The following is a 21,600-nucleotide window of genomic DNA, read 5'->3' as shown; positions in this document are numbered from 1 at the left end:
AAGTAATAAATATTAGAAATGGGATTTTAAATTTCATTTGTGTATTATATTTTCCTTTATTGATTTTTAGTTAAGGTTGTTGTGAATTTTTTTAAAGATGATACTTTCGTACCATTAAATAAATATAATAAGTAAAGGTATTAACTTTTAATTTTATTTTTTGGTGGATTTGTTAATTGGTCAAATCCCATATTAAACAAAGTAAATCCGAAAATATCGGCATATTGTTCGATAGTTTTTGTTACAGGTGTGCCTGCTCCATGACCAGCATTGGTTTCTATTCTAATTAAAACAGGACTTTCTCCAGCTTGTTTTTCTTGTAATTCTGCAGCAAATTTAAAACTGTGTGCTGGTACAACTCGATCATCATGGTCTCCTGTGGTAACTAATGTGGCAGGATAAGATGTTCCTTCTTTTACATTATGTACAGGAGAATATCCCTTTAAATAGTTAAACATTTCTTTGCTTTGTTCTGCTGTTCCGTAATCATAAGCCCATCCTGCACCCGCAGTAAATGTGTGATAACGCAACATGTCTAAAACGCCAACCGCGGGTAGCGCAACTTTCATTAATTCTGGTCTTTGCGTCATGGTTGCCCCTACTAATAATCCTCCATTTGAACCTCCACGAATTGCTAAATATTCTGATGAAGTATATTTTTCGGCAATTAAATATTCTGCAGCAGCAATAAAATCATCAAATACATTTTGTTTTTTTAGTTGCGTTCCGGCATCGTGCCATTTTTTACCATATTCGCCACCGCCTCTTAAATTAGGAACAGCATAAATACCTCCTTGCTCCATCCAAACGGCATTTGCAATACTAAAACTTGGCGTTAAGCTGATGTTAAAACCTCCGTAACCGTATAAAATCGTTGGGTTTTTACCATTCAATTCTAGGCCTTTTTTATGAGTAATAATCATAGGGACTTTGGTTCCGTCTTTTGAGGTGTAAAACACTTGATGACTTTCATAATGGTCAGCATTAAAATCGATGGACGGTTTCCAGTAAGACGTATATGTACCTTCTTTTGGATTAAATTTATAAGAGGAGTTTGGCGTGTTGTAATTGGTAAAAGAAAAATATAATTCGGCTGCCTCTTTTTTGCCGCTAAAACCACCCGCAGAACCCACTCCAGGCAGTTTTATTTCTCGAATTAAATTTCCGTCAAAGTCATATTGTATCACTTTAGAAACGGCATCTACCATATATTCTGCGAAGAAATAACCTGCACCAGAAGTTAAGTTTAAAACATTTTCTGTTTCTGGAATAAAATCTTTCCAATGTTCTTGCGTTGGGTTTTTAGCATCTACAGTGACTACTTTTTTATTGGCGGCATTTAAATTAGTGACCAAGTATAGCTTATTTTGGTTATTTTCTATCACAGAAGTATCACTATCAAAATTATCGATAACCGTTATTAACTCAGAATTTTTTACAGATAAATCTTTTATAAATAATTTATTCCCAGAGGTTGATGTGGAAGCCGAAATAATTAAATAGGTATGATCTTCAGTTAAGTAACCACTCACATACCGGTGCTTTTCAGAGGCTTTTTCTCCAAATATAACGACATCATTTTTTTGTGAGGTTCCTAATTTATGATAATATAATTTGTGCTGATCTGTTTTTGCAGAAAGCTCACTTCCTTTCGGTTTATCATAACTAGAATAATAGAAACCTTCGTTTTTATACCAAGAAATTCCAGAGAATTTTACATCAACAATCGTGTCTTCTTTAATTATTTTAGTGTCAGTGTCCATAATAATTATTTTACGCCAATCAGAACCACCTTCAGAAATAGAATATGCAACCGTTTTTCCATCTTTAGAAAAACTCAAAGCACCTAAAGAAGTTGTAGCGTCTTCAGAAAAAGTATTGGGATCTAAAAAAACCTCTTCTTTGTCGTCTTTTTTTCTATACACTACGTACTGATTTTGTAAACCATTATTTTTATAAAAATAGACGTAATCACCTTCTTTAAAAGGGGTTCCTACTTTTTCGTAATTCCATAATGCTGTTAACCGAGATTTAAGTTGTTCCCGATACGGAATTTTATTTAAATAATTAAAAGTAACCGCATTTTCTGCTTTTACCCAAGCTTCTGTTTCCTTGCTTCGATCATCTTCTAACCATCTGTAATTATCAACTACTTTTGTATCAAAAATAGTGTCTATAATGGCCTTTTTAATTGTTTCTGGGTAGTTCACCTCTATATTTCTTTGTTTAACTTCTTCTTTGCAAGAAACAAAAATTGCACTTGCAAACAAGATGGGAATGAGTAATTTATTCTTCATAAGTTCTGAAATTTGACATCTTATCAAAATTAGAAGTTATTGAACAGATTGTTAGTTATTTAACATTTTTTAACGTTTGAGGTTTCAGAGACTGACTACTTTGTAATGAGAGCAGTATAAAAACGACTACTTTTGTAGAAAAAAAGAATTTAGAATGACAGAAAACTTAACGAAAGAAACCTTTTTAAAAAAGGTCTTTAATTTTGAAGAAAACAAAGAGTGGAAATTTGAAGGAAACAAACCTGTTTTAATCGATTTTTACGCAGATTGGTGTGGCCCTTGTAAAACGTTAGCGCCAATTTTAGAGCAACTTTCAGAGGAGTTTGAAGGTAAAGTTGATATTTATAAAATAGATACTGAAGCAGAGCAAGAGTTAGCGGCGGCTTTCGGCATTAGAAGTATTCCTTCGATGTTATTTTGTCCGATGGAAGGGCAACCAGAAATGGCAAATGGAGCGTTACCAAAAGCAGAGTTAGAACGCATTATGGCGGATGTTTTAAAAGTAACAAAATAAAAAGACATCATTGCGAGGAAGGAAGGAATTTGCTTCATAATTAAGCAAGAACATCTTTAATAAATCCTGATAATTAATTTTTTCAGGATTTTTTTATATCAAAAAAACAATACATAAGATTTAGATGCATTAAAATATTATGTATATATTTACTCCATGGGAAATCAGAAACTATATAAAGGTTCTTTGCAAACCATTATTTTAAAGTTATTAGAAAGTAATGATAAAATGTATGGATATGAAATTACTCAAAAAGTAAAAGAACTCACCAAAGGCGAATTACAGATTACTGAAGGAGCTCTATATCCTGCGTTGCACAAATTAGAGGCAGATGGTTTGTTAGATGTTGAGGTTGCAAAAGTTGGAAATCGATTACGAAAGTATTATAAATTAACCGAAATCGGAACCAAAGAAACGGCCAACAAGTTGGAAGAAATGCAAGAGTTTTTAAGAACAATGCAACATTTGGTGAACCCTAAATTTAGTTTGGAGTAAGATTTTATACGCTATGGAAATCACAACAAAACAAATACAGCAAGTAGAAACCTATCTTGATAAAAAAAGCTTTGATTTTATTGATTTAAAAGTAGAAGTTTTAGATCATATGATTTCTGATATTGAAAGCTTCTTGGATAACAATTATTCTTTTGAAAATGCCTTTAAAATAACTGTTTTAAAATGGGATCAACATTTTAAAGATACGTCGAGTTTTTATTTTGGTCTTCAATATCACGAATCTAAGATTGTAGTAAAAAAAGCAGTTAAAATGTTTAGACCTTTTTTCTTATTTTATTTGTCAGCATATTTTTTACCTATACTATTTCTCAAGAATTTTTCAATTATTTTTTCTAAAAGCACAATCTATTTAGTAAATGGATTCTTAAATTTAATTGCGGCTGTTTTTTTAATCTACTTAATTTTTATCATTATAACAGTTATAAAATCGAAAGTAAAAACAACCTATCGTTTTATTCTAAGAACTCAGTATTTAGGTATTATTTTTCTAATAATTCCTTTATTGATGGGAAATCATTTTAATGAGAAAGGAAACTTAGAGCCTGTTCTTACGGGTTTTCTTTTTGGAGGTTTTGCAGTAACTTATATCTGCCATTATTTTTTTAAAAAACACCAAGCGGAAATAACAAAATATAAAATTTCATAAGCTATGGAATTATCAAAAGAACAACTCTTACAAATAGACAATTACATTTATGGTTGTGGCATTAAATTTCATGATGTTAGAGCAGAAATAGTAGATCATTTTGCAAATATTTTGGAGAAAAAGTTAGTTAAAAATTCTACTATAGATTTTAAAAAAGAAATTGAAAATATACATAGTAATTTTAAGGATGAGGGCTTTAAGCAGTTATTAAAAGAGAAAACTAAATCAGTTCAAAAAAAGTTTTACAAACAATCTTTACAACAAGTAATTACATTTCTTAAACCTCCTAAGATAATTATTACGGGCGTGCTATTTTATGTCTTGTTTTTGTTGATGAATTTTGTTGATGATAAAGAAGCTTTTTTCTCTGTTCTTAGTTTTATTTTAATCTTTTTAGGATTCCGATTATTATTTAATGTAAATATGAGAAATACAAAAAAAGACACTTTTTTGGTTTTAAATATGACCATGTATTTTTTTAATGGATTTTATTTATCGGTTATGATTTTTAATTTTATGACTAGAAACAGAAATGAGGAAAGTTTTTTAAACCCTAGTTATAATGCAATAGAATTAATCCTTTTTATGACGTTATTACTATTTTATTGGTCAGGGGAATATGTGTTTTATCAAAATAAGAAATTAGTAAAAGAACAATATCCAAATGTAATTTTATAAAGATGGAACTTACAAAACAACAAATTAAATATATAGATCATCGTTTAGAAAATGATGGAATAAAATATTGGGATATTAGAATAGAAATGTTAGATCATGTTGTTTCTGATGTTGAAGAAAGATTTATTGCAGAGAATTCGGATAATGATTTTAAAGAAATGGTTCAAGAATCTTTTATTGCTTTAGGTTGGAGAGAGAATTTTAATGGCGGAGGTTTTGATGAAATTTTAGCATCAAGATTAAAATTGTATAACAGGAATCGAAATAAGAATTTTATAGAATATATTAAAAAGACATTCTCTAATTTTAAATTTATTCTAGGAACAGTATCGCTTGGAGTTGCAGTTTTGTGTTTTCAAGAAAACAAGCTAGCTTTAAAAACCCTATTTTTTATCATGTTTGGGGTATACATTGCTTTTATGTTCAGGTTTGCATTTAAATACAAGGTGATGAATTCAGCAAGATTGGTTTCAGCTATATTCTTTGCGACTTTTCCAATAACAATCTTGAACGCTGTAATTTATATGCCAAAGGTTTTCCTTGATTACGAAATTAGTCTTTTCTCCATATCTATCATAATGATTGCAGTGGCTTCGTTTTCTGCTATTGGTATTCGCTATCTTAATGAAGAATTAGACAAGGCTCAAAAAATATATAATCAGTTAATTTCTTAAACTTTTTATTGATGAAACTTACAACATTACAAATAGAAAATCTTTACAAATTTACTCGGCAACATTATGTATATCATTATGATGTGCAAACAGAATTGGTAGATCATTTGGCCAATGATATTGAAAGTATTTGGGAGGAAACACCCAATTTAACTTTTGAACAAGCAAGAGATAAATCCTTCAAAAAGTTCGGGATTTTTGGTTTTATGGATGTCATAGAAGCCAAACAAAAACAAATGAATAAACGATATTGGAACATTCTATTAAGATTTGTAAAAGAGTGGTTTACGATGCCTAAGCTTCTTACAACAATACTCCTGTTTTTAGGTATTTATTTAGTGCTTCAAGTTCAGTATTCAAAATTTATTATTTTAGGAAGCCTGTTATTAGCGATTATTTTTGAGTCTGTATATTTATACAAAGACAGGCAGGCTCAAAAGAAAAAAACCGAAAAAAAAGAAAAGATATTCTTATTAGAAGCAATGATTGGGCAAACGAAAGGTGGTTTTGTAAGTATTGCTTTTGTAAACATTTTCAATTTTATTCATGTAACTAAAGTTGAATTCAGTTCTTTAGAAACGCATTGGCTCCTTTTAATCGCATTTTGTACCACTGTTGTAATGATCATGTTTTACGTTTCTTCTTATGTGATTCCTAATAAATGTCAAGAATTATTGCAAGAAACCTACCCAGAATATAAACTTGCAAAAAGTTTGTAACAATACACTTAAAACGAATACTTATTATAAGACCAAACGAACTAAAACTATGACTTTACGCTTTTTAAAATTAGAATGGAAACAATTTGTTCGTTCTGCTTCCTTTGGGAAAAGTATTGCCTTAAAAATAATTATGGCCTTTTTTGCATTATATTTTTTGGTTTCTTTTTTGGCAATCGGCATTGGAGGTTACTTTATCTTAAAGAAAGAATTTCCAGCGTCTGACCCATTGCAATTATTAAATTCTTATTTACTTTTTGCCATTCTTGGAGATTTAATTTTGAGGTATTTAATGCAAACATTGCCAATTATGAATATAAAGCCAATGCTTACTTTACCTATCAAGAAAAGTAAGTTAGTGCACTTTGTTTTAGGAAAATCATCTTTTTCATTTTTTAATATTTTAGGATTGTTTTTTTACATTCCTTTTGCAATCGTTTTAATAAAAGAAGGATATCATACGGCAGGTGTTTTAGGATGGTTATTAACCATGATTTTAATTATTCAATCTGCAAATTTTTTAAATTTCTTAATCAATAAAAATAATGTTGCTTTGATTTTTATTGGTGGATTATTTGTGATTTTTATTGGTTTACAAAAGTTTGAAATTGTTGATATTCTTGGTTTTGGAGGGCAAATATTTGACGCTATTTATGCAAACCCAATTTTTTCTTTGATTAGTCTTGTTTTGCTAGTGGTGTTATATCGGTTAAATTATAAACAATTACGAAACCAAGTGTACTTAGACGAAGCGGTTGCGGCTAAAGTAGAAGAAGCAAACACCTCTGATTTGTCTTGGGCAAACAAATTGGGTGATGTAGCCCCATTTATAAAAAATGATATTCGTTTAATCTGGAGAAATAAAAGAACGAAGACGGTGTTTTTAATGTCCTTTTTATTCCTTTTTTATGGTTTAATTTTTTATACTATGGACGCTTATAAAGACTCGCTACCAATGTTGATGTTTGCGTCCTTATTTGTGACGGGAGGTTTTACGTTAAATTACGGACAATTTATACCTGCTTGGGATAGCGCACATTACAAAATGCTAATGAGCCAAAGTTTTAGGTACAGAAAATTTTTAGAGTCGAAATGGGTTTTAATGGTCTCAATGACTACTATTCTGTATTTTTTAAGTTTCCCTTATTTGTATTTTGGGATAGATATCTTTTTAATGATCACTGCAGGTGCAATTTTTAATATTGGCTTTAATTCACTCTTTTTATTATATGCAGGTTCGTTTAATAGAAAAAGAATAGATTTAACCAAAGGTGGTTTTGGAAACACACAGGGAACAAGTGCAACACAGTTTCTCGTTGTAATTCCACTAATGTTATTTCCAATGTTATTATTTTGGGTTTTCAATACGTATGTAGGATATAATTCAGGTTTTATAATCGTGGCAAGCATTGGGTTAATTAGTTTATTATTGAAAAATTACGCGATGAATTTCACTGAAAAGAAATACATTAAAGACAAATATGCTATGATTAACGCTTTTGGAAAAGAAGCATAATTAAATTAAAAAAAGACACCATGATTACAATAGATACAATTTCAAAAAAATACGGCAAAGCAGAAGTGTTAAATGTACCTTCAATAGAAATTCCTACAGGACAAAGTTTTGGTTTAGTGGGTAATAACGGAGCAGGAAAAACCACCTTATTTAATATTTTATTAGATTTAATTAGACCTACAACGGGTGCAATTACAAATAATAATATTGTAGTAAATCAAAGTGAAGATTGGAAAACATTTACAGGTTCTTTTATTGATGAATCCTTTTTAATTGGTTATTTAACACCAGAAGAATATTTCGACTTTATTGGTGATTTAAGGGGAATGAACAAAGCGGATGTTACTAAGTTTTTAAATCAATTTGATGAGTTCTTTAATGGAGAGATTGTTGGGAAGAAAAAATATTTAAGAGATTTAAGCAAAGGAAATCAGAAAAAAGCAGGAATTGTAGCTGCAATGATGGGGAATCCAAAAGTGGTTATTTTAGATGAGCCTTTTGCTAATTTAGACCCAACAACACAAATTAGATTAAAAATATTGATTAAAGAATTGATTAAAAATAAAGAAGTTACCGTTTTAATTTCTAGTCACGATTTAACACATGTAACAGAGGTTTGTGAGCGGATTGTAGTTCTAGATAAAGGAAATGTGGTAAAAGATATTCAAACATCGACGGAAACTTTAAAAGAATTAGAAAGCTATTTTTCAGTTTAAATAGGCTATTCTTAATTTATTACTATTTTTACACGCTGATTTATACTATTTTCTAAAGATTTTAGTTTTAAATAAGAGTTTCTAGTTTTTTTAAAACAAATTTTTAATTTAGATTTACCTGTGTGAAAAACACCCAAAAAATAATAGCCTTTCTTGTTCTTTTTGTTGCTGCATTTGCCTGTAGCACAAAAAAAGATACTGTTGTCAGCAGAAATTTTCATGCGATAACTACCAAATACAATGTCTTATTTAATGGTAAAGAGGCCTTTAAAAAAGGAATTGAAGACATCAACAACAATTATAAAGACGATTGGTTTCAGCGTTTGCCAATTGAGCCAATTGAGTTTGAAGAAGATAAAATAGTTTTATCTTCCTTTAATAACAATGGTCCAGGAGCAGGTTTTGGGAGCAATGAAGATGAAGAGAAAAAAGAGCTAACGACCTTTGAGAAAGCAGAAGAAAAAGCAGTAAAAGCGATTCAAAGACATGGTATGAATATCGACGGAATTGAACGCAACAGACAAATAGATGATGCCTATTTGTTGTTAGGCAAGTCTCGTTATTATACACAACGTTTTATTCCTGCAATTGAAGCGTTTAATTATGTGATTGCAAATTACCCACAAGCAGATTTAATTGCAGAAACAAAAATTTGGAGGGCTAAGGCAAATACTAGAAATGATAATGAAGAAATTGCTATAGAAGCAATGAAATTATTATTGGTTGTTAGAGACAGTTTAGAAACTAGCTTGCCCGATAAAATTAAAGAGCAAGCGCACACAGCTTTGGCGATGGCCTATGTAAAAAGTGATAGTATGCAAAAGGCTAAAAAGCATTTGCAATTGGCAACTAGAACTTTAAAAAATAGAGATCAAGGAGCAAGAAACCTATTTGTTTTGGGGCAAATATATAGTAATGAAAATAAAAAAGATTCTGCTTTTTATGTTTTTGAAAAGTTATCCAATTTTAAAAAAGCACCCTACAAATACAAGATTCATGCAAACATAGAACTTGCGAAAAATTTCTCTAAAGATTCAATATCAACAACCATATTAGAAAGAATACAAAAACTGATTAAAAATAGAGATAATAGACCTTATTTAGATGAGTTGTATTATCAAGTAGCGGTTTTGCATCAAAATAAGGACAGCATTCAATTGGCCTTAAGCAATTACAATAATTCATTAAGAGCTAAAAATGGAAGTGATCAGCAGAAAACTTTTACGTTTGAAAAATTAGGAAATCTTTATTTTAAGGATGCTGAATATCAATTTGCAAGCGCTTATTATGATAGTGTTTTGCAAGTCTCTACAGATAGTTTAGATATTAGAATTAGACGTGTTAAAAGAAAGTATAGGAATTTAGCATCCTTAATTAAGTTTGAAGAAGTTGTAGCTACAAATGATAGTATTGTAAGAATTGCTGCTTTATCGAAAGACGAACAAAAATTATTTTTTGAAAGTTATATAGAAAAGTTAAAGAAAGCAGATGAGGAAGCTGCTCAATTAAGATTGAATCAGCTTGCATTCGGGGATTCAGGCGATGGTTTGCAATCTTCTAACAAAGGAAAATGGTATTTCTACAACAGTCAATCTTTAAGTTTTGGTAAAACGGAATTTCAAAAGATTTGGGGAAGTAGAAAACTAGAAGATGATTGGAGATGGTCTGAAAAAGCAACAATTGGAGGTGCTTCAGAAAAAGATTCTACTCCAGTAAATAAGGTAAATTTAAAATATGATTTAGATGCTTATTTAAGTAGTATTCCCGTTAAAAAAGAAAAAATAGACAGTTTACAAACAGAAAGAAATCAGGCATTATATGAATTAGGTTTGATTTATAAAGAGCAATTTAAAAATCAAAATTTAGCAAAACTAAGATTAGAGAGATTGGCTAGGTTACAACCAAAAGAAGCATTAATTCTACCAATAAATTGGCATTTGTATCAGATTTATAACAGCTTAGAGGATGCCGAAATGACTGAAAAATATAAGAATGTAATTCTTACCCAATTTGCGGATACAAAATTTGCACAAGTAATATTAAATCCAGAGGAAAAAATAGCTGAAGAAGTTGCTGTTGACGAGGTAGAAAAAGTTTATAAAGAAGTGTATTATTTATATAAAGCAAACAAATTTGAAGAGGTAATCTCTAAAATTAGTAAGTATGTCGCCAAAGTACCAGGTTCAACCTTAGTTCCGAAATTCGAGCTTTTGAAAGCATTTGCAATTGGTAAATATCAAGACCCTCAGGCTTATAAGATTGCATTAGATTTTGTAGCAGTAAGTTATGGAAGCACAGAAGAAGGTAAAAAAGCCAAGGCAATTTTAAAGCAATTAGAAAAATAAAAAATAGCGTTTAAAAACTGAGCCAAAAAATATGGAAAGAAATGTTATTGGTAAAAACACCATTATTGTTGGAGAAATAAAATCTGACGGAGATTTTAGAATCGACGGAACTTTAGAGGGAAATTTAACAATTAAAGGAAAGGTTATTATTGGTGCAGCAGGCATAGTGAAAGGAAATATATCGGCTTCAACTGCAGATATAGAAGGTGAAACTTCCGGCCAATTAAAAGTAATAAAAACCCTTACCGTTAAAGCAATGGCTAAAATTTCTGGCGATGTAGTAGTTGGTAAACTTTCTATTGAACCTGGCGCTACTTTTAATGCCAGTTGTGTTATGAAAGGTTTCGCGAAAGAAGAAAATAAACCTGATGAAAAACAATCACAATCAAAAAAACAACCCCAAAAAACCTTTAAATAAAGCACTTCAACTTTCTGGGGCAGGTTTACAAATGGGACTTACTATTTATCTAGGTTTTCTTCTAGGTAAATGGTTAGACAGAAGTTTAGAAACTAACTTTTTAAAAGAAACAGTAACCTTGATTGCTATTTTTTTAGCAATGTATTCATTGATAAAACAAGCCAATAAAATTAATGATTAAAGCAATTTTCGGTTACTCTTTAGTATTTTTTTCTTTATTTTTTATAGGGCTTTTTTTTCACGAAAATGTGATAGAAAAACAAGGGGTTATTTTACCTTTTTCATTAAAAAAAGTATACCTTTTTCACTTGGGGTTTTCATTGTTAATTTGTGTCAATTTTAAATTGTTTTCGACTGTTGATAAAATTTTTGAACAACTAGGTTTTATCTATTTAGGAACACTTCTTTTAAAAATTGTGCTTTTCTGTGCAATCTTTTACAAGTCTATCTTCACAGAAGAAAACTTAACTCAAATTTCAAGATTATCATTCTTTATTCCAGCAATTATTTTTTTATTAACAGAGACCATTTTGGTAGCAAAAGTTTTGAATAAAAAAAATATTTAAAAAAAGGGTTTGTAGTTTTGAATTATTACGTATTTTTGCGCCGAATTTAGAAAGCGTATTTGAACAATGAAGATTGCAGAAAAAACAGTCAGGTTTCTTACAATAGCAATGATAGCTCTTTTTACAGCTGCAGGATTTGCTGCTGTTACAGATAAAAAACAAGACATTCAAAATGATGGTGGGCGTGTAAATACGAAGGAAGAAGTAGAGGCTTATATTTTACATCACATCAAAGATTCTCATGATTTTTCTTTATGGTCTTATACTTCGGATGAAGGCGAAAGAAAGCACGTTGGTTTTCCTCTACCTGTAATTCTTTGGACAAGTAAAGGGCTAGTAACTTTTATGTCTTCAGAATTTCATCACAACGATGATGGACATGTAATCGTAGAAAAAGATGGATTAAAATTTGCGAAGATTCACTCTAAAATTTTTGAATTAGACAACAATGCTGTAACGATTTCTTTTGACGAAACGCACCATGCAACAAATGCACACAAGTTATTAGATTTTTCTATTACTAAAAGTGTTGTAGGAATTTTGTTCATAGGTTTCTTACTGTTGTTTTGGTTTTCTAGATTGGCAAAACAATACAAGACGAAACAAATACCAACAGGTTTTGCAAGAGTTTTAGAGCCTTTAGTATTATATGTGCGTGACGAAATAGCAAGACCAAATATTGGTGATAAACATTATAGAAGATTTACTGGGTATTTATTAACGGTATTTTTCTTCATATGGGTTTTAAATTTAGCAGGTTTAACCCCTTTAGGTTTTAATGTAACAGGACAATTAGCAGTAACAGGATGTTTAGCAATTTTTACATTAGTAATTTATACAGTTAGTGGAAACAAAGATTACTGGATGCACATGATTTGGATGCCAGGAGTTCCTGTTTTAATTCGTCCAGTTTTAGCAATTATAGAATTAGCTGGAGCATTAATCATTAAACCGTTTTCATTATTAGTACGTTTGTTCGCAAACATTTCAGCAGGTCATATTGTGGTAATGAGCTTAATTGCAATTATGTTCACTTTAAAAGAATCTTTAGGGGTTGTAGGTGCAACAGGATTGTCTTTAGTATTATCATTTTTTATAACATTAATTGAGGTTTTAGTGGCTTTTTTACAAGCATATATCTTTACAATGCTTTCTGCATTGTTTATCGGTATGGCTGTAGCAGATCACTCGGAAGCTCATTAATACAAATTTGTTTAATTTAATATAAATACATTTATTATGTACAATTTAATTGGAGCAGGATTAATCGTAATTGGAGCAGGAATTGGTCTAGGTCAAATTGGTGGTAAAGCAATGGAAGGAATTGCTCGTCAACCAGAAGCAACTGGAAAAATTCAAACAGCAATGATTATTATCGCTGCATTATTAGAAGGTTTAGCATTTGGAGCATTATTCTTAGGGAAATAATCCAAATAAAAACAAAGATAGCGTTCTGCAACGGTTGGTTGCAGAACCTATTTTAAAATTAAACAAAAGAAATAAAAAAATAATTAGTTTATAGAATGGAAACTTTATTAAACGATTTTTCACCAGGATTATTTGCAGTGTCAACAATCTTATTGCTCGCATTAATCGCATTAATGGTAAAATTTGCTTGGAAACCAATTTTAAATTCTTTGGAAGAAAGAGAGTCTGGAATCGAAAATGCTTTAGCAGCAGCAGAAAATGCGCGTAAAGAAATGCAAAACTTACAATCTGATAATGAAAGATTAGTAAAAGAAGCAAGAGCAGAGAGAGAGGCAATGATGAAAGATGCAAGAGATATTAGAAATAATATAATTGCCGAAGCAAAAGAAGATGCCAAAGAAGTTACTACAAAATTAATAGAAAATGCGCAGGCAGCGATTATTCAAGAAAAGCAAGCAGCCATTGCAGAATTGAAAAAGAATGTTGCAGAGCTATCTATTTCAATTGCAGAATCAGTAATTAAAAGAGAATTATCTTCTAAGAAAGATCAGCTAGAGTTAGTTGAAGGAATCTTAAAAGATGTTACTTTAAACTAAGTTAAGCATGAAAGACGCAAGAGCAGCAATACGTTATGCAAAAGCAATCTTAAATCTTGCTAAAGATTCTAAAGAAGAAAAGGCGGTAAATGACGATATGTCATTGATATCAACTACTATTGCTGACAATGATGAATTTGAAGTAATGTTAAGAAGTCCTATTGTTAAATCTTCTGATAAAATTAAAGTTTTAAATGCTTTGTTTGATGGTAAGGTAAACAATATCACGCTTGGCTTATTTCACTTATTACAAGATAACAAAAGAATTGCAATGTTGCATTCTATTGCAAAACAATATGTAATTATTTATTCTTTTGACAAGCATATGCAGGTTGCTAAAGTAACAACAGCAGTTCCTTTAACTAAAGAAATAGAAGTAAAAATTTTAGAAAAAATAGTTTCTTTAACAGGAAAGAAAGCAAATTTAGAAAACGTAATAAATGAATCAATCTTAGGAGGGTTTATTTTACGTGTTGGAGATGTGCAATATGACGCAAGTATCTCTAATTATTTAAACGAATTGAAAAAGGAATTTGACAACAGTCATTACATTCCAAAAATTTAATTATACATCAAATTATAAAAGATGGCAAGTATCAAACCAGCTGAAGTATCAGCAATTTTAAAGCAACAGTTAACAAATTTTGAAGCAAAAACTACTTTAAACGAAGTAGGAACTGTTCTACAAGTAGGAGATGGAATTGCTCGTGTTTACGGTCTTTCAAATGTTCAATATGGTGAATTAGTAGAATTCGATAATGGATTAGAAGGTATTGTATTAAACCTAGAAGAGGATAATGCAGGTGTTGTATTATTAGGAGCTTCCACTTCAATTAGAGAAGGTTCTACGGTAAAGCGTACTGAAAGAATTGCATCTTTAAGAGCAGGAGAAGGAATTGTAGGAAGAGTAGTAGATACTTTAGGTAGTCCGATAGATGGTAAAGGACCTATCGCTGGAAAAACGTATGAAATGCCTTTAGAGCGAAGAGCTCCTGGAGTTATTTATAGAGAACCAGTAACTGAACCATTACAAACGGGTATTAAATCTATTGATGCAATGATTCCTGTTGGTAGAGGTCAACGTGAATTAATTATTGGAGACCGTCAAACTGGTAAGTCTACAGTTGCGCTTGATACCATCTTAAATCAGAAAGAATTTTACGATGCTGGTGAGCCAGTATTTTGTATATACGTCGCTATTGGTCAAAAGGCTTCTACTGTGGCTGCAATTGCAAACATGTTAGAAGAAAAAGGCGCAATGGCATATACTACTATTGTTGCAGCAAATGCATCGGATCCTGCAGCAATGCAGGTTTATGCACCATTTGCTGGAGCTGCTATTGGAGAATATTTTAGAGATTCTGGAAGACCAGCTTTAATTATTTATGATGATTTATCGAAACAAGCTGTTGCTTACCGTGAAATTTCTTTATTATTAAGAAGACCTCCAGGGCGTGAGGCATATCCTGGTGATGTATTTTATTTACACTCAAGATTATTAGAACGTTCTGCAAAAGTTATTAATGATGACAAAATTGCTAGTGAAATGAACGATTTACCAGATTCTTTAAAAGGAATTGTAAAGGGTGGAGGTTCTTTAACTGCATTACCTATTATTGAAACACAAGCAGGAGATGTATCAGCATACATTCCAACAAATGTAATTTCGATTACAGATGGACAAATTTTCTTAGATGGAGATTTATTTAACTCTGGTGTTCGTCCAGCAATTAACGTGGGTATTTCGGTTTCTCGTGTTGGTGGTAACGCTCAGATTAAAGCGATGAAAAAAGTATCGGGTACATTAAAATTAGATCAAGCTCAATACCGTGAATTAGAAGCGTTTGCAAAGTTTGGCTCTGATTTAGATGCAGCTACAATGAGCGTAATTTCGAAAGGACAACGTAATGTTGAAATTTTAAAGCAAGCACAAAACGATCCTTTTTCAGTAGAAGATCAAATTGCAATCATTTACGCAGGTTCTAAGAACTTGTTAAAGGATGTTCCTGTAAATGAAGTAAAGAAATTCGAGAAAGATTATATCGATTACTTAAACGCAAAGCATAGAGATACTTTAGATGTATTGAAGTCTGGAAAATTAACACCAGAAGCAATTGCTGTATTAGAAGCAGCAGCTAAAGAAATTTCTACTCATTTTGCATAATAAATAGTTGTCATTCCCGCGAAATCGGGAATTTCAAAATTACAAAAGAATGGCAAACTTAAAAGAAATACGGAATAGAATTACTTCTATTAAATCAACAATGCAGATTACATCTGCCATGAAAATGGTTTCTGCTGCAAAGTTGAAAAAAGCCCAAGATGCAATAACGGCAATGCGCCCTTATTCATCCAAACTAACTGAATTGTTGCAGAATTTAAGTGCAACTTTAGATAGTGATGCTGGTGGAGTATATTCAACTCAAAGAGAAGTTTCTAAAGTTTTATTAGTAGTAATAACTTCCAATAGAGGTTTGTGTGGTGGTTTTAATTCATCAATTACTAAAGAAGTTATTAAAACAGTTAAAGATAAATACAATAATGTTGAAGTAGATTTATTTGCTATCGGTAAAAAAGGTGGTGATGTTTTATCGAAACAGTTCAATATTGTAGCAACAAGAAACGATATTTTTGATGATTTAACTTTTGATAATGTTGCTGCAATAGCAGAAAATTTAATGAGTATGTATGCCGAAGGAACCTATGATAAAATAGAAGTTCTTTATAATCAGTTTAAAAATGCAGCAACTCAAATACCACAAGTAGAACAGTTTTTACCAATCAAACCTGTTGAAGGGTCAGATTCAACAGAAGTAAATTCTGATTATATTTTTGAACCATCTAAAGAAGAGATTGTTTTAGCATTAATACCAAAATCTTTAAAGACACAACTATACAAGTCTATTAGAGACAGTTTTGCTTCGGAACATGGTGCGCGTATGACTGCAATGCATAAAGCAACAGATAATGCAACGGACTTAAGAGACGACTTATTATTAACTTACAATAAAGCACGTCAAGCAGCAATTACGAATGAAATTCTTGAAATTGTTGGTGGTGCAGAAGCATTGAAAAATTAAGAAATTATAAGTTATATATATTGAAAGCGAACCAATGTGGTTCGCTTTTTTATTTTTATAGACTCGATTAATACAAAGACAAACTAGTTTGCTGATTTTTTATATCTTGGCACAACGTTTGAAATATATTTATTAAATATAAAAAATTGAAGAGAATGAAACTTTTATCAATAATTGCAATTATAGTTAGTTTTGCACAATGTGGGAGCTTAAAACTTGAAAATAATCCTCCTTTTAAAATAGAAAAAGCATCTTACAATAAATGGGTTGGTGGACAGCCTGGAGTTTCAGGGACTAAAATAGAAATAGCGTTGAAAGAGAATTCAACGATTGTTTTTGATTCATTATTTTTTCAAAATAAATCAACTAAAGTGGAAATTAATATTGCTGCCGGCAAAACTCTTTTAATAGGCCATTTCAGTACATCAAGTAAACAAAATAGAGATCTTATTTTAGATATAGATGCTACCAAAGAAATAGAAAATACGTTACCAGAGCTTAAAAAGCTTCCTTTTGAATTAGAAGAGAACGAAGCGATTCTTAGTTATAAGGTAGGAGATAAAATCAAATATTTTAAAATTAAAGATATAAAGGAATCAAAACCTGCGTTTTTTCCAAGAGCAAATAAAAATTAGTAAGTTACCTAAAATCAGTACTTTAACTATTCTAATTAGAATAGGAATTTTTTTTGGCACACATTTTGAATCTTTGTAAGTATATCTTATAAATACAAGGCTTATGAAGACTCTAAAACTACTTTTTACAATTATTATAGCAGGCGCGCTACTAACTTCTTGTTCTACCATTTTCGAGGATTCTTATTATGAGTATGAGCCAACTTTAGAAGAAGTAGTTTCGGAATATGATTTATGGTATGTAGATTATCACAGAACTATTGGAAGTGGCGATATACCTTATGTTTCCAGAGCATTTACATTATCATTTATAAACGGTGTAGTATATGCAAATAACAATATTGTAGATATTGGTAAAACAGGCAATGGTTTAGGAATTGATGTAGGAAACTACAATACATATAATGGATTGCTAGAAACCAATCATATACTAGATGGCGTAAACGATTTTGAAGTAACTATTATTTCGAATAATGAAATAAGGCTATATAATTATAGAGAAAATGTAAGCTATTACTTAATAGGGTACACTACTCGAAATTTTGATTACGATAAATTATTTTATGAAAATATAGAATATTTTTTACAAGAATATATCGCTTGGGAAAAAGTAGATGCCGTTGGCGGAACTCAAAATGTTTTTGATCAAGAAAATTATCTCTCCTTTACTCCTGAAGATATAACAACATTTTATAGTTCTCAGGACACTCTTGGCACAAATATTGACTTAATTAATTGGAATTTTGTTGGAGGATATGAAGTGTATGATGTAGTAGATTATGAAGATCTAAAGATTTTAACACTTAATTATGATGAGGGAGATACGGAAGAATTTGAATTGAACGTTATAGATGACAATATTATTCGTTTGTATCATGTAAATTCAGATACTATATACGATTTTTCTGGAAGAGGATTTTTACAGTATTTGAAAAGTGAAAAAACTGGAAAAAATAGTAAACAAATTGTAAGAAACAACAACAGAAAACGTACTAAAATAAATAGAAAGACAAAGATTAGAAGAAGTTTAAAATAAGTTTGGTTAGTTGATTTTTGGTTGGTTATTTCTCAATAATCAATCGAAAGGAAAACCGCTCTGAAAAGAGCGGTTTTTTCTTTGTTAATAATTGATGAAAAATTCAAATTTTAAAGAACAAACGAAACAATTTGTTTTTATACTTTTATATTAGGTTTGGTATCGCTGAAAATAAGATGTTTTTTGTTTGAAGGTAGCGCACATGCTTTAGGAAAGTCAATTGATAAATATCTTTTTTTAATGAGTATTTAAAATAAATTATGAATAAAACAGCATTTATTACAGGAGCAACATCAGGAATTGGAAAGGCAACTGCAGAAATTTTTGCCAAAAATAATATTAGGTTAATTCTGTGTGGTAGAAGAGCAGAGCGCCTAAAAGAACTTCAAAATGAATTAAGTAAACTAACAGAAGTAACTACTTTACAGTTTGATGTTTCTAAAAGAACAGAAGTTGAAGCCGCCATGAATGCACTTCCCGAAAACTTTAAACAAATAGATATTTTAATAAATAATGCAGGTAATGCCCATGGATTATCAACGATACAAGACGGAAATGTTGATGACTGGGACGCAATGTTAGATATTAATGTAAAAGGGTTGTTGTATGTTTCAAAAGCGATCATTCCTCAAATGATTGAAAACAATAATGGTTTTATCGTAAATATTGGATCTACAGCAGGAAAAGAGGTTTATAAGAACGGAAATGTATATTGTGCATCAAAGTTTGCTGTGAACGCCTTAAATAAGTCTATGAGATTAGATTTGAATGAACACAATATTAGAGTTTCTGCAATTCATCCAGGTTTGGTACAAACCGAATTTTCTGAGGTTCGTTTCAAAGGTGATATAGAAAGAGCAGAAACGGTTTACAAAGGCTATAAAGCATTACAGGCAGAGGATGTTGCAGATGTTATTCATTTTGTTATTACAAGACCATATCATGTAAATATAGAAGATTTGGTAGTTTTTCCTACAGCACAAGCAAGTGCAACTATGATTCATAAAACCTAAAAGGGAAACAAAAAGCTACTTTTTCCGAATAATAATAAGAAAAGTAAAATATAATTAAGTGTATTTTAAATAGAGTAAAAAGAGGATGGTGTAAACACTTAAGTAAAATCGATAGAAATTTCGTTGTTTAATATATTCCTTATTTTCAGGAAATAAATTACCCAACAATCCTTTAAATTCTTTTATAAAAAGTGGTTTAATATTGATTAGCCAACTATCTGTTTGGTACACTATTTTCCTGAATTTACTTCTGTAAATACTTAAAGGAAAACCCCAAATTAAGAAGAGTATAAACCAGATATTTTCTTTTAAAAAATCAATCATCTTTATTTTTTAGGAAACCAAGGAAAAAAGGAATTCGTGTTTGCTATATACTCCTTATATTTTGGTTTTGTGTTATTTAATGTTTTTTCTAGCAAGGCAACTCCAGAAACTTTTATAATTAATAAGGTCATAATTACCGCTCCAATAATTTGCCAATAACCACCTGCAGCAACACTAAATAAAGCATATGCCCACCAAACTGCAGTATCTCCAAAATAATTAGGATGCCTTGTATATCTCCAAAAACCCGTATTTAAAACTTTTCCTTTATTGCTTGGATTTTTTTTGAATTGGTACAATTGATAATCGCCACCTGCTTCAAAGCTAAAACCAATACCCCAAACAAAAATTGCGATGTAATCTAACCAAATGAATTCTCCAAGAGTTGTATTGGAGTGAATACCTAATAGAGGTAAAGAAACAATTAGAATTAAACCGCCTTGTAGCAAAAAAACTTGAAAATAACTAAACCACCAATATCGTTTTTCGCCATAATCTTTTCTGAATTGTTGGTATCTAAAATCTTCTCCTTTACCAATATTTCTGAGCGCTAAATAGATACTTAAACGCAAACCCCAAATAGAAACTAGCGCTAACAATAACCAATTTCTTGGATTTATTTCTTCTAAATTGTACACATAAAAAGTATTGACAACTACAAAACCAAAACCCCAGAAAATATCTACAATGCTTACATTTTTAATCAAAACACTCCATGCCCAAAGCAGGGTTACTAGAATCCAAATTAAAAATGTTACTTGTATAAATTGTGACATAAATTTGATCATTGTGCTATAAAGTAAAATTCATTAATAAAGAGAGTATATTTAATTGGTTCGTTTAACGTTCTTGTATAAGATTAGCGACGTGTCTTAACCCACTAAATTTAGCAAATACATGCAGATAGAGAGTCCGCTGTGACTTTCGTAAATCGGCTAAAACCAGCAATTAATTTTATACATTGTTAGGCAAAGTATTTTTTTCAAATTTATTATGGATTATTATTATTGCTAATCCAAACAGGACAGCTAATACAATTAAAATTGTACTTATTAATCCGCTTACCCCGAATGACATACGGATTAAAATCGTTGAAACTACAAATCCAGAATTTCTTATTATTTTATGAAATTTATCTGTGTAAAAGAAGGAAATTAATAGTAGAACAACATCTACTAAAATCAGAACGGTAAAAAATTCGTCAAAGAATAGATTATTAATTGTTTCAAAACTAGCCAGGTCATTAGAACCAAGGGAAACATCTGAAGTCCAATTGAAAAGTGTAACGAAAGCCATCATAAAAAAAATCGGAACCAGCGCAATGGCAATTATTTTCTTTCTACTGATGAATCTTTCAATTTTTAGTTTATTGTCCTTTTGTTGCGTTGATTTTTGCATTCCCTGTTTTTGAAACTGAAAAATCAGATAGAAAAGAATAACTGACGCCAAGATATCATAAGTGAATTGCAGATCTCCTTTTATTTGAAACCAATCTGATGTCAGTTCAAGAGCAGATAAATCTTTAAATAATTTTCGAATGATTATAAGTGTTATAATTTCATACTGTTTAGTTATATAGGTGGTAAATGACTTTGGTAAGTAATAGATTAATAAGTAAACTTCATAAACAAGTATAAATGAGAATGGGGTGTAAATTGCCGATATCGGATTTTTAAATAATTCCGATTCTAAAGACAAATTTACTACACCGAATTTTGATAAGTAAATTAAAATTAAGTGGATAAAAAAGCCAAATAACGCAACATAGAGTATTGTTTTTTCAATCCGCCTTTTGGCGAACTCAGATAGAAAAATTTGATAAATTTTATTTAAAAAATTCATATGCTATTAAGTCTGATATATTTTGTCTAATATAATGATAT

The 21,600-nt window shown here is 30.5% G+C and carries 25 protein-coding genes; 21 read left to right on the top strand and 4 right to left on the bottom strand.

Features of this window, described 5'->3' with window-relative positions; genetic code table 11:
* Window positions 1–140: 140 nt before the first annotated feature.
* Window positions 141–2,297: a prolyl oligopeptidase family protein gene (locus tag BLT88_RS00340; RefSeq protein WP_091952231.1), complete on the bottom strand. Its 2,157-nt coding sequence runs from the start codon at window positions 2,295–2,297 to the stop codon at window positions 141–143.
* 154 nt (window positions 2,298–2,451) lie between these two features.
* On the opposite strand from BLT88_RS00340, the gene trxA reads away from it, so the two are divergent.
* The 21 genes from trxA (at window position 2,452) to BLT88_RS00235 (ending at window position 19,393) form a co-directional block, all read left to right on the top strand.
* Complete coding sequence (gene trxA / locus BLT88_RS00335; protein ID WP_091952230.1) at window positions 2,452–2,811, top strand: thioredoxin; 360 nt, start codon at window positions 2,452–2,454, stop codon at window positions 2,809–2,811.
* A 156-nt stretch (window positions 2,812–2,967) separates the two neighbouring features.
* Window positions 2,968–3,306: a PadR family transcriptional regulator gene (locus BLT88_RS00330; protein WP_091952228.1), complete on the top strand. Its 339-nt coding sequence runs from the start codon at window positions 2,968–2,970 to the stop codon at window positions 3,304–3,306.
* Window positions 3,307–3,319: 13 nt separating this feature from the next.
* On the top strand, window positions 3,320–3,973 hold the full coding sequence (locus BLT88_RS00325; protein ID WP_091952226.1) for a hypothetical protein: 654 nt from the start codon (window positions 3,320–3,322) through the stop codon (window positions 3,971–3,973).
* A 3-nt stretch (window positions 3,974–3,976) separates the two neighbouring features.
* Window positions 3,977–4,651, top strand: coding sequence for a hypothetical protein (locus tag BLT88_RS00320; protein ID WP_091952225.1), 675 nt, complete (start codon window positions 3,977–3,979; stop codon window positions 4,649–4,651).
* 2 nt (window positions 4,652–4,653) lie between these two features.
* Window positions 4,654–5,325 (top strand): hypothetical protein, encoded by a 672-nt coding sequence (locus tag BLT88_RS00315; protein ID WP_091952223.1) that lies wholly within the window; start codon window positions 4,654–4,656, stop codon window positions 5,323–5,325.
* A gap of 11 nt (window positions 5,326–5,336) precedes the next feature.
* A complete protein-coding gene (locus BLT88_RS00310) occupies window positions 5,337–6,044 on the top strand; it encodes a hypothetical protein (protein ID WP_091952222.1) in 708 nt (235 codons plus the stop codon).
* 49 nt (window positions 6,045–6,093) lie between these two features.
* The gene (locus tag BLT88_RS00305; protein ID WP_091955586.1) at window positions 6,094–7,560 is read left to right on the top strand and encodes a DUF5687 family protein; all 1,467 of its coding nucleotides are present in this window, start codon (window positions 6,094–6,096) and stop codon (window positions 7,558–7,560) included.
* A gap of 20 nt (window positions 7,561–7,580) precedes the next feature.
* Window positions 7,581–8,276, top strand: coding sequence for an ABC transporter ATP-binding protein (locus tag BLT88_RS00300; protein WP_091952220.1), 696 nt, complete (start codon window positions 7,581–7,583; stop codon window positions 8,274–8,276).
* 122 nt (window positions 8,277–8,398) lie between these two features.
* A complete protein-coding gene (locus tag BLT88_RS00295; protein WP_091952219.1) occupies window positions 8,399–10,621 on the top strand; it encodes a hypothetical protein in 2,223 nt (740 codons plus the stop codon).
* Window positions 10,622–10,652: 31 nt separating this feature from the next.
* Complete coding sequence (locus tag BLT88_RS00290) at window positions 10,653–11,039, top strand: polymer-forming cytoskeletal protein (protein WP_052107508.1); 387 nt, start codon at window positions 10,653–10,655, stop codon at window positions 11,037–11,039.
* Window positions 10,990–11,220, top strand: coding sequence for an AtpZ/AtpI family protein (locus BLT88_RS00285; RefSeq protein ID WP_036784704.1), 231 nt, complete (start codon window positions 10,990–10,992; stop codon window positions 11,218–11,220). Before BLT88_RS00290 ends, BLT88_RS00285 begins: the two co-directional genes overlap by 50 nt.
* On the top strand, window positions 11,213–11,605 hold the full coding sequence (locus tag BLT88_RS14300) for a DUF6168 family protein (RefSeq protein ID WP_091952217.1): 393 nt from the start codon (window positions 11,213–11,215) through the stop codon (window positions 11,603–11,605). Before BLT88_RS00285 ends, BLT88_RS14300 begins: the two co-directional genes overlap by 8 nt.
* A 66-nt stretch (window positions 11,606–11,671) precedes the next feature.
* A complete protein-coding gene (gene atpB, locus BLT88_RS00275; RefSeq protein ID WP_091952216.1) occupies window positions 11,672–12,808 on the top strand; it encodes a F0F1 ATP synthase subunit A in 1,137 nt (378 codons plus the stop codon).
* A 36-nt stretch (window positions 12,809–12,844) separates the two neighbouring features.
* Window positions 12,845–13,033 carry an ATP synthase F0 subunit C gene (atpE, locus tag BLT88_RS00270; protein ID WP_013993139.1) on the top strand — a complete coding sequence of 63 codons (189 nt, stop codon included), beginning with the start codon at window positions 12,845–12,847 and terminating at the stop codon, window positions 13,031–13,033.
* A gap of 95 nt (window positions 13,034–13,128) precedes the next feature.
* A complete protein-coding gene (locus tag BLT88_RS00265) occupies window positions 13,129–13,629 on the top strand; it encodes a F0F1 ATP synthase subunit B (protein ID WP_036784715.1) in 501 nt (166 codons plus the stop codon).
* Between the two features lie 7 nt (window positions 13,630–13,636).
* Window positions 13,637–14,194 (top strand): ATP synthase F1 subunit delta, encoded by a 558-nt coding sequence (gene atpH / locus BLT88_RS00260; RefSeq protein WP_091952212.1) that lies wholly within the window; start codon window positions 13,637–13,639, stop codon window positions 14,192–14,194.
* Window positions 14,195–14,215: 21 nt separating this feature from the next.
* Window positions 14,216–15,793 carry a F0F1 ATP synthase subunit alpha gene (gene atpA / locus BLT88_RS00255; protein WP_091952211.1) on the top strand — a complete coding sequence of 526 codons (1,578 nt, stop codon included), beginning with the start codon at window positions 14,216–14,218 and terminating at the stop codon, window positions 15,791–15,793.
* 49 nt (window positions 15,794–15,842) lie between these two features.
* A complete protein-coding gene (atpG, locus tag BLT88_RS00250) occupies window positions 15,843–16,709 on the top strand; it encodes an ATP synthase F1 subunit gamma (RefSeq protein ID WP_036788092.1) in 867 nt (288 codons plus the stop codon).
* Between the two features lie 155 nt (window positions 16,710–16,864).
* Complete coding sequence (locus tag BLT88_RS00245) at window positions 16,865–17,344, top strand: hypothetical protein (protein WP_091952210.1); 480 nt, start codon at window positions 16,865–16,867, stop codon at window positions 17,342–17,344.
* 103 nt (window positions 17,345–17,447) lie between these two features.
* A complete protein-coding gene (locus BLT88_RS00240) occupies window positions 17,448–18,380 on the top strand; it encodes a hypothetical protein (protein ID WP_091952209.1) in 933 nt (310 codons plus the stop codon).
* A gap of 260 nt (window positions 18,381–18,640) precedes the next feature.
* The gene (locus BLT88_RS00235; RefSeq protein WP_091952206.1) at window positions 18,641–19,393 is read left to right on the top strand and encodes an SDR family NAD(P)-dependent oxidoreductase; all 753 of its coding nucleotides are present in this window, start codon (window positions 18,641–18,643) and stop codon (window positions 19,391–19,393) included.
* 54 nt (window positions 19,394–19,447) lie between these two features.
* Here BLT88_RS00235 and BLT88_RS00230 read toward each other — a convergent pair whose 3' ends face one another.
* The 3 genes from BLT88_RS00230 to BLT88_RS00220 form a co-directional block, all read right to left on the bottom strand.
* Complete coding sequence (locus tag BLT88_RS00230; RefSeq protein WP_091952204.1) at window positions 19,448–19,717, bottom strand: hypothetical protein; 270 nt, start codon at window positions 19,715–19,717, stop codon at window positions 19,448–19,450.
* Between the two features lie 2 nt (window positions 19,718–19,719).
* Window positions 19,720–20,493 carry a DUF1295 domain-containing protein gene (locus BLT88_RS00225; RefSeq protein WP_091952202.1) on the bottom strand — a complete coding sequence of 258 codons (774 nt, stop codon included), beginning with the start codon at window positions 20,491–20,493 and terminating at the stop codon, window positions 19,720–19,722.
* 178 nt (window positions 20,494–20,671) lie between these two features.
* A complete protein-coding gene (locus BLT88_RS00220; protein WP_091952200.1) occupies window positions 20,672–21,559 on the bottom strand; it encodes a hypothetical protein in 888 nt (295 codons plus the stop codon).
* Window positions 21,560–21,600: the final 41 nt, after the last annotated feature.

Origin of the sequence: Polaribacter sp. Hel1_33_78 (assembly GCF_900106075.1) — a bacterium.
Classification (GTDB): Bacteria; Bacteroidota; Bacteroidia; order Flavobacteriales; family Flavobacteriaceae; genus Polaribacter.
Note: the sequence above shows the minus strand (reverse complement) of the source record. Positions and strands in the feature narration are given on the sequence as shown.